Genomic DNA, 7,403 nt, shown 5'->3' on the forward strand with positions numbered 1-7,403 from the left:
GGTAAATCCATAGTCCGCTTGGTTTATGAGACTGGTTGCATCCCGTCGTTCGAGTTAGATAGACGAATGGAGTCGGGCGATTCGCGCTCGCTGACGCTCTGGCTAGAGGGCTTGGGTCCGAACGACGGGGCGCCGCGCAGCTGCCGGTCCGTCTGCAGTGGCGGTCTGCGAAGGGCCTGATTCCGATCTTCTGGTAAGAGTGTTACTTCAACCTGGCGGTTGAGTATGGTTTTGCGTTCGGGGCCCAGGCCAATGACAGAGGACGAACACAGTCAAGCCCAGCGGTTTGCCCGCTTGGACTATGAAGGATTCCGCCTCCTGGCTAGGGACGACAGGCTGAGCCCCTATGAGCGCATCGGCTTCCCCGATTCTTACCGGGCGGGGCACGAGGAGACGATCTTCGCCGACATCAGCGCCAAGCTGCCACGGCTGGACGCGCCCGGTGCTACGGTACTGGACATTGGCCCGGGCTGTAGCGGCCTGCCTCTAATGATTATCGAAAAGTGCGAGCGGCTCGGCCACAGTCTGGTGCTCGTAGACTCGGAGGAGATGCTGGAGCGTCTGCCGGACCGGCCATTTATTCGTAAGGTTCCGGGCCCATTCCCGCACTGTGCGCCTGCTCTGGCAGACCTGGCGGGGCAGGTGGATGCGGCCATCGCTTACTCTGTGCTACAATACGTCTTCACTGAAGGTTCCGTCTTCGGCTTCCTCGATGCTGCACAGGCGTTGCTGCAGCCGGGTGGAGGAGCGATGCTGATCGGCGATATCCCCAACGCCTCCATGCGGCGGCGCTTCCTGGCCACCGCTGCCGGCGTTGCGCACCATCGGCGCTACACTGGCCGCGACGAGGATCCGTTGCTGGCCTTCAACGCCCCCACTCCAGGCGAGATGGACGACGCGGTGATTTTGGCGCTGCTCGCGCGTGCGCGGTCGGCCGGCGCCGATGCTTGGGTGGTGTCACAGCCGCACACCCTCCCGATGGCAAACCGGCGGGAGGACATCCTGGTGCGGCGGCCGTGACGGGAGGAGCCTCGCCCGTGCAGAAGACCCGAGGCCTCGTGCTGATCGGCGACAGCGCCTTCGCTGAGGTAGCACACGAATACTTCGAGGCCGATACGAGCTACCGCGTCGCAGCGTTCGCGGTGGAGCGCGCCTTCCTCCGGCGCGAAAACCTACGCGGCCTGCCGGTTGTCTCGCTTGAGGACATGGCGGCGCGCTTCCCGCCAGAGACGCACGACGCCTACGCTGCGGTCGTCTATACGCAGCTAAACCGGCTCCGAACGCGGCTCGCGGCGGCGGCGCAGGCCATGGGCTACCGCTTGGCGTCTTACGTAAGCCCGCGCGCCTTCGTTTCGCCTAGCGCCCAACTCGGCGAGCACTGCTTTGTTTTCGAGGCGAACGTGATCCAGAGCTTCGTCGACGTCGGGCCGAACGTCGTGCTGTGGAGTGGCAACCATATCGGCCACCACTCTCGAATTGGCGCGAACGTCTTCGTCTCGTCGCACGTCGTCATCTCGGGCTTCTGCGATGTGGGGGAGAACTGCTTCCTTGGGGTGAACGCCGCGGTCGGCAACAACCTCCGTATCGCCTCTGACTGCTGGGTGGGGCCGGGCATCGTGATCTCGCGCGACACCGAGCCCGGACAGATGTTCCGCCCGCCCGCCCAGGAATCGGCGAAGGTTAGCGCGCGCCGTTTTTTCCGCGTCCCTGAGGAGCCCGGGCCATCGTGACAAACCAGTTCGACATGGAGGCCGTGGCACTGTGAGGTGGCGCAAACTTGGCCTGCTCTGGGCGCCGCCCGGTCACCAGCCCTGGGCGCGCAGCCACGCTATGCTGCCGACGCCGTTGCCGCGCGTGGACGAGAGGCATCGCGTGCGTGTGCTGCTCGCGTCCGCGGACACGAGCACAGTCGCGCGCGTGGGCTGGATCGAGCTCGACGCGCGCGATCCGCGGCGCTTGCTCGACGTCGCGGAGGCTCCAGTGCTCGACATCGGTGCGCCCGGGATGTTCGACGACAACGGTGTCAATCCCTGCTGCGCCGTGCCGATGCCCGACGGTAGGCTGCGGCTCTACTACGTAGGCTATCAGTTGCAGCGGAAGATCCCGTATACGCTGTTCACCGGTCTAGCGTTGGGCGATGGTGCGGGGGCGGAGTTCGTACGCGCGCAGGAGACGCCGGTACTGGACCGCGGTCCCGGTGAGGCCTTCTTTCGCACGGCCCCATTCGTCCTCCATAACGAAAGCGGGGACGGATGGGAGATGTGGTACATAGGCGGCGGTGAGTTCTCGGAGGCGGCAGCCCGCCTGCAGCCGCGCTACTCACTGTGCCACGTGTCTTCGGCGGACGGCATCGCCTGGCCGGCGGCGGGGCGGGAACTCCTGTCACCCGGCCGCGGCGAACTGGGCTTCGGTCGGCCGTGGATCATACGCGAGCCAGGCGGCGGCTGGCAGATGTGGTACTCGGTGCGCACTCCGTTAGGCTACCGGATCGGCTTCGCTACCTCACCGGACGGCCTTGCCTGGACGCGACGCGACGCAGAGGCTGGGATTGCACCGACGCCGGGCCAGTGGGACGGTGAAATGGTCTGCTACGCAGCTGTGCTCGACCTCAGAGGCGAGCGCTACATGCTGTACAACGGCAACGGTTACGGGCGCACTGGCGTCGGCTTGGCGGTCCTTGAGCATGGATAACAACGTGGGTCCTCCGTTGCCTGCGCCGCTGGAAGCGCCGGCCGTTCCGGTCTCTGGCGCTAGGCTGTCCATCGTTATTCCGGTGTATTGGAACGAGAGCAGTTTGCCGTCGCTCGAAAACGGGCTGCTCTGGCTCAAGGCACGGCTCGTCGAACGGGGCATGACGCTCGAGGTCGTCGCGGTAAACGACGGGTCGGGCGACGGCTCGCTAGACGGGCTGCTGGCGATCAAGTCGCGACGGCCTTGGCTGAAGGTGGTCTCGCTTGCGCGAAATTTTGGCGCCGTTGCCGCGTCCAAGACCGGGCTGCGCTACGTCACTGGGGACTGCTTCATCATCGTTGCCGCTGACTTACAGGATCCGTTAGAGACGGTCCTGGAAATGGTGGACCACTGGCGCGCCGGAAGCCGCTTTACCATTGCTGCCCGAACCTCTCGTAAGGATCCAGCGTCTACTCGCGCGCTCGCCTGGCTCTACTATAGGATTGTTGACTGGCTCGTGGTGAAGGGTTACCCGAAGGGCGGCTTCGATCTAATGCTGATGGACCGCTTGATGCTGCCGCACATGGCCGGCAGCGGGCGCAACACCAATCCGAACATGTACGCCTTCTGGCTCGGCATCCCGCCGGTCGTCGTGCCCTACGAGCGGCGGGCGCGCACGTATGGAACGTCGCGCTGGACCTTTCGCAAGAAGCTCAACTTCATGATCGACACGGTGAGCGGCTTCTCAGTGGCGCCGATCCGTATTCTGTCGGGCTTTGGGACGGGCGTCGCCCTGCTCGCCTTTATGTATGGCATCAACATCGTCGTGCAGGCGGCCCTCGGGAACAGCGAGGTTCAAGGCTTTCCGACCATTGTCGCGCTGATCGCCTTCTTCTCGGGCATTATTCTGGTGATGTTGGGCGTAATTGGCGAGTACATTTGGCGCATCTTCGACAACGTTAGCGGAAAGCCGGAGAGCGTGGTGGAGCGGACTTGGTTGTGACCGCTCGCCGCGTCGTTCGGCGAATTACCGTCGAGCCCTACGTCCCGAGTCGGCGCGAGGATTGGAACTCCTTCGTGGAAGCCAGCAAGAATGGCACATTTTTGTTGTCGCGCGACTACATGGACTACCACGCACACCGATTCGAGGACTGCTCGCAGATGGTGTACGCCGATGGGCACTTGGCGGCGGTGCTACCCGCGCACGCAGTGCAGTCGCAGATCCATAGCCATCAAGGCCTGACCTATGGCGGCTTTGTCGTCTCACGCGGCATGACGACGCCGCTGATGTTGGACGTCTTCTCCGTTGTAATTGACGACATGCGACGCCGCTGCTTCACCGCAGCGGTCTACAAAACGATTCCACACATCTATCATCGCATGCCGGCCGAAGAGGATCGCTATGCGCTGTTCCGCGCCAATGCGGTCCTTTATCGGCGTGACCTGCTCTCAGCGATCGACATGGCCCGCCGGCCGGTGCCGCAGGACCGGCGTCGCCGCAGCGCTGCGAAAGCCATGCGGTCGGGGATCGACGCGAGCGAGTCCGACGATTGGAGCGGCTACTGGGCGCTGCTTGAGACACACTTGCAAGGTCGTTACGGCGTTCTACCCGTTCACAGTCTCGACGAGATACGCCTGCTGCACGCCCGTTTTCCGCATAACATCCGGCTCTTCGTCGCAACGCTGAAGGGGGCGCTGGTGGGCGGCGCCGTCATTTACGAGACCCATGAGGTCGCGCATCTGCAGTACGCTGCCGCGAACTCGGACGGTTTTGCGCTAGGCGCTCTGGACCACCTATTCTTCCATCTGCTCAACGACGTATTCGCGACCAAGCGATGGTTTGACTTTGGGAACTCGACCGAACAGCAAGGCCGCTGGCTGAACGACGGACTCGTCGAACACAAGGAAGGGTTTGGGGCGCGCGCCGTGGCTCACGACTATTACAGGTTCACTGTTTGAAATGCGACCAGGACCGCTGCGCCTCCTTGCCTTCCTCGGTACTGGAGCCACGAACGCGGCACTAACGTATCTTCTCTACCTCGCGCTCCTCCGGGGAGCATTATTGCCGGCACGCGCCGCGTACACGATGACCTTCATCGCCGGTGTTGCGCTCTCGACGGCGCTGAATGTGAAGGCGGTCTTCGGTGCGCATCCAAATTTGGGCGCCATCGTCTCTTATACGTCCGTCTACCTGGTCGTTTGGGGAATCGGGCTGCTCCTTGTTGAGGTGTTCACCTCTATTCTCGTGCCGGCCGAGCTAGCGCCGCTGCTAGCTTTGCCTGTCACTGCAGGCACAGCCTACCTTTTATCTGGGCTAGTGCTTGGACGGCACCGCGGCGCCCCCGAATAAGGTGACAGTCAGCTGCGACGAACTCTCGCATAAGAGGTAAGCGTGCGCTGACGGCTACGGCGTCGGCGGGTTGACGCAGGTCAGGCGGCGTTGGGTCGCAGGTTCCATGGCGCGAGATCGCCGATGCGATTGATCGGGTGATCGGCGATGCGGTCGAGCAGGATGTGGAGATACGCCTGCGGGTCCAGCCGTTCAGCTCCGCGGTGCCGACCAGGGTGTAGATGATCGCGGCGCGCCTGCCGCCCTCGAGCGACCCGGCGAACAGGTAGTTCTTGCGGCCCAGCGCCAGGGGCCGCATGCACCGCTCAGCGGCGTTGTTGTGCAGGCAGGCGCGACCGTCGCGCAGCACCGTCGTCAGCGCGCTCCACTGTGCCAGCGTATAGCGGATGGCCTTGGCCAGGTCCGACTTGCCGGAGATCCGCCGCAGCGTCGCCTCCAGCCAGCCGTGCAGGTCGGCCATGATGGGCGCCGAGCGCGCCTGGCGAGTGGCGAGGCGCGCCTCCGGCGGCTGGCCGTGGATCTCCGCCTCGATGGCGAACAGCGGCTGCATGCGCTCGATCGCCTCGCGCGCCAGCGGGCTGCCGTTGGCCAGCAGTTCGTCGTGAAAGTAGCGCCGTGCATGCGTCCAGCACGCCGCCTCGACCACGCGGCCGGTCTCGTAGAGGGCGTTGAACCCGGAATAGGCGTCGGCCTGCAGGATGCCCTCGAAATCGCGCAGGCGCCGCTGCGGGTGCTCGCCCTTCCGGTCCGGCGTGAACTCGTAGAGCACCGCGGGCGGATCACGCCCGCCGAATGGCCGGTCGTCGCGCAAATAGGCCCAGAACCGCGCGGTTTGCGTCCGGCCCTTTCCTGGCGAGAGCATCGGCATCGGCGTGTCGTCCGCATGCACCCGCGGCCCGGCCAGGGCGTGGCGGCCGATGTACGCGGCCATCGGTTCGGCCAGCGCGGCCGACCTGCCGACCCAGCCCGCCAGCAGCCCGCGCGGCAGGTCCAGCCCGTCGCGCTCGTAGATCTCCGACTGGCGGTAGAGCGGGATGTGGTCGCAGTACTTCGAGACCAGCACGTGGGCCAGCAACCCGGGGCCCGGCCTGCCGCGCTCGATCGGCTGCGAGGGCATCGGCGCCTGCGTCATCGCCTCGCAGGCCCGGCAGGAGAACGCAGGCCGGATGTGGCGCACCACCTCGAACCGGCCAGGGCGGTACTCCAGGATCTCCGTGATGTCCTCACCCACCTTCCGCAGCACGCCGCCGCAGGTCCGGCAGGTGCAGCCTTCGGCGGGCAGGTGTTCGACATCCCGCCGCAGCAGGCTTTCCGGCAGCGGCTTGCGGCCGCGGCACCGCGCCTTCTCCTCCGGCGCCTCGGCGCTGGCCGCCTCGTCCTCGGTGTCGTCCGCGCCGCCTGACGCCGCGATGTCGGCCAGCACCTCGTCGAGCCGCAGTTCTAGTTGCTCGACCTCGCCCGCCAGGCGCTCCGACGAGCGCCCGAACCGCTCGTGCCGGAGGCGCGCGATCTGGACCCGCAGCCGCTCCGCCTCCAGCGTCTTGGCGTGCAGGCCGACCTCCGCCATGCGGCGGGCGCTGCGCTCCTCGGCCAGCTCACTGCGCAGCGCCGCGATCATCGCCGCCAGCGCAGCGGGATCGTCGGGCAGTGCGCTGTCGACATGCGGCGTCACATCGGAATCGTCCCAGACGCCGCCGCGTCGGCGCAAGAGACTACACCGCGATCTCGGGTTTCCAACTCGGCGTCGGCGTGCGCCAGTCCAGGCCCTCCAGCAGCATCGCCAGTTGCGCCGTCGTCAGCGTCACCACGCCCTCGCGCGCGATCGTCGGCCAGAGAAAGCCGCCCTTCTCGAGCCGCTTGGCCAGCAGCACCAGGCCCTGGCCGTCCCACCAAAGGGCCTTCAGCAGATCGCCCCGCTTGCCGCGGAACAGGAACAAGTGGCCGGAGAACGGATCGGCCTTCAGCGCCGTCTGCACCTGCGCCGCCAGCCCGTCGAAGCCCTTGCGCATGTCGGTCGCGCCCAGCGCGAGGTGCACGCGCATCCCGGCATGCAGCGCCAGCATCAGCCGTCGAGCGCCGCCACAAGCCGCCCCAGCACCTCCGGCGCGATCGCCTCAGACACCCGCAGCATCCGGCCGTTCGACAGCACCACCTCGACCGCCGCCGCCGCCTTGGCCGTACGCTCGGCAGACCGGCGCAGCGTCTTCTTCGGCGGCGCTTCCTCCACGATGCGGACCGGCACCAGCGTCGCGGCCGCATCTGCACGCATCACGCCCGGCATCGTCCCCTCGCGTACCTGGCGACGCCATTCGAACAGCAGGCTCCGGCTCATTCCATGCCGATCGGCCACTGCCGCCACCGACGCGCCAGGCCGCGACGCCTC

At 66.1% G+C, this 7,403-nt stretch carries 8 protein-coding genes and 1 pseudogene; 6 read left to right on the top strand and 3 right to left on the bottom strand.

Annotated features, from left to right (window positions below; genetic code table 11):
• The first annotated feature begins 252 nt into the window (after positions 1 to 252).
• The 6 genes from ACLF3M_RS34955 to ACLF3M_RS34980 all read left to right on the top strand — a co-directional run bounded on the left by ACLF3M_RS34955 (position 253) and on the right by ACLF3M_RS34980 (position 5,020).
• Positions 253 to 1,020: a hypothetical protein gene (locus tag ACLF3M_RS34955; protein ID WP_430661641.1), complete on the top strand. Its 768-nt coding sequence runs from the start codon at positions 253 to 255 to the stop codon at positions 1,018 to 1,020.
• A 17-nt stretch (positions 1,021 to 1,037) separates the two neighbouring features.
• Positions 1,038 to 1,730, top strand: coding sequence for an acetyltransferase (locus ACLF3M_RS34960; RefSeq protein ID WP_430661642.1), 693 nt, complete (start codon positions 1,038 to 1,040; stop codon positions 1,728 to 1,730).
• A gap of 100 nt (positions 1,731 to 1,830) precedes the next feature.
• A complete protein-coding gene (locus ACLF3M_RS34965; protein ID WP_430661643.1) occupies positions 1,831 to 2,691 on the top strand; it encodes a hypothetical protein in 861 nt (286 codons plus the stop codon).
• The gene (locus ACLF3M_RS34970) at positions 2,684 to 3,673 is read left to right on the top strand and encodes a glycosyltransferase (protein WP_430661644.1); all 990 of its coding nucleotides are present in this window, start codon (positions 2,684 to 2,686) and stop codon (positions 3,671 to 3,673) included. The genes ACLF3M_RS34965 and ACLF3M_RS34970 overlap by 8 nt, the downstream gene beginning before the upstream one ends.
• 74 nt (positions 3,674 to 3,747) lie before the next feature.
• Positions 3,748 to 4,629: a GNAT family N-acetyltransferase gene (locus ACLF3M_RS34975; RefSeq protein WP_430661645.1), complete on the top strand. Its 882-nt coding sequence runs from the start codon at positions 3,748 to 3,750 to the stop codon at positions 4,627 to 4,629.
• A 1-nt stretch (position 4,630) separates the two neighbouring features.
• Positions 4,631 to 5,020: a GtrA family protein gene (locus tag ACLF3M_RS34980; protein WP_430661646.1), complete on the top strand. Its 390-nt coding sequence runs from the start codon at positions 4,631 to 4,633 to the stop codon at positions 5,018 to 5,020.
• Positions 5,021 to 5,100: 80 nt separating this feature from the next.
• Here ACLF3M_RS34980 and tnpC read toward each other — a convergent pair.
• The 3 genes and pseudogenes from tnpC to tnpA all read right to left on the bottom strand — a co-directional run.
• A pseudogene (gene tnpC / locus ACLF3M_RS34985) lies at positions 5,101 to 6,638 on the bottom strand (IS66 family transposase).
• A gap of 94 nt (positions 6,639 to 6,732) precedes the next feature.
• Positions 6,733 to 7,083 (bottom strand): IS66 family insertion sequence element accessory protein TnpB, encoded by a 351-nt coding sequence (gene tnpB / locus ACLF3M_RS34990; RefSeq protein ID WP_430661647.1) that lies wholly within the window; start codon positions 7,081 to 7,083, stop codon positions 6,733 to 6,735.
• On the bottom strand, positions 7,083 to 7,403 hold a 321-nt coding region (gene tnpA / locus ACLF3M_RS34995; RefSeq protein ID WP_430661648.1), incomplete at its 5' end, for an IS66-like element accessory protein TnpA. The genes tnpA and tnpB, both read right to left, overlap by 1 nt.

Origin of the sequence: Falsiroseomonas sp. HW251 (assembly GCF_050563545.1) — a bacterium.
GTDB lineage: Bacteria > Pseudomonadota > Alphaproteobacteria > Acetobacterales > Acetobacteraceae > Falsiroseomonas.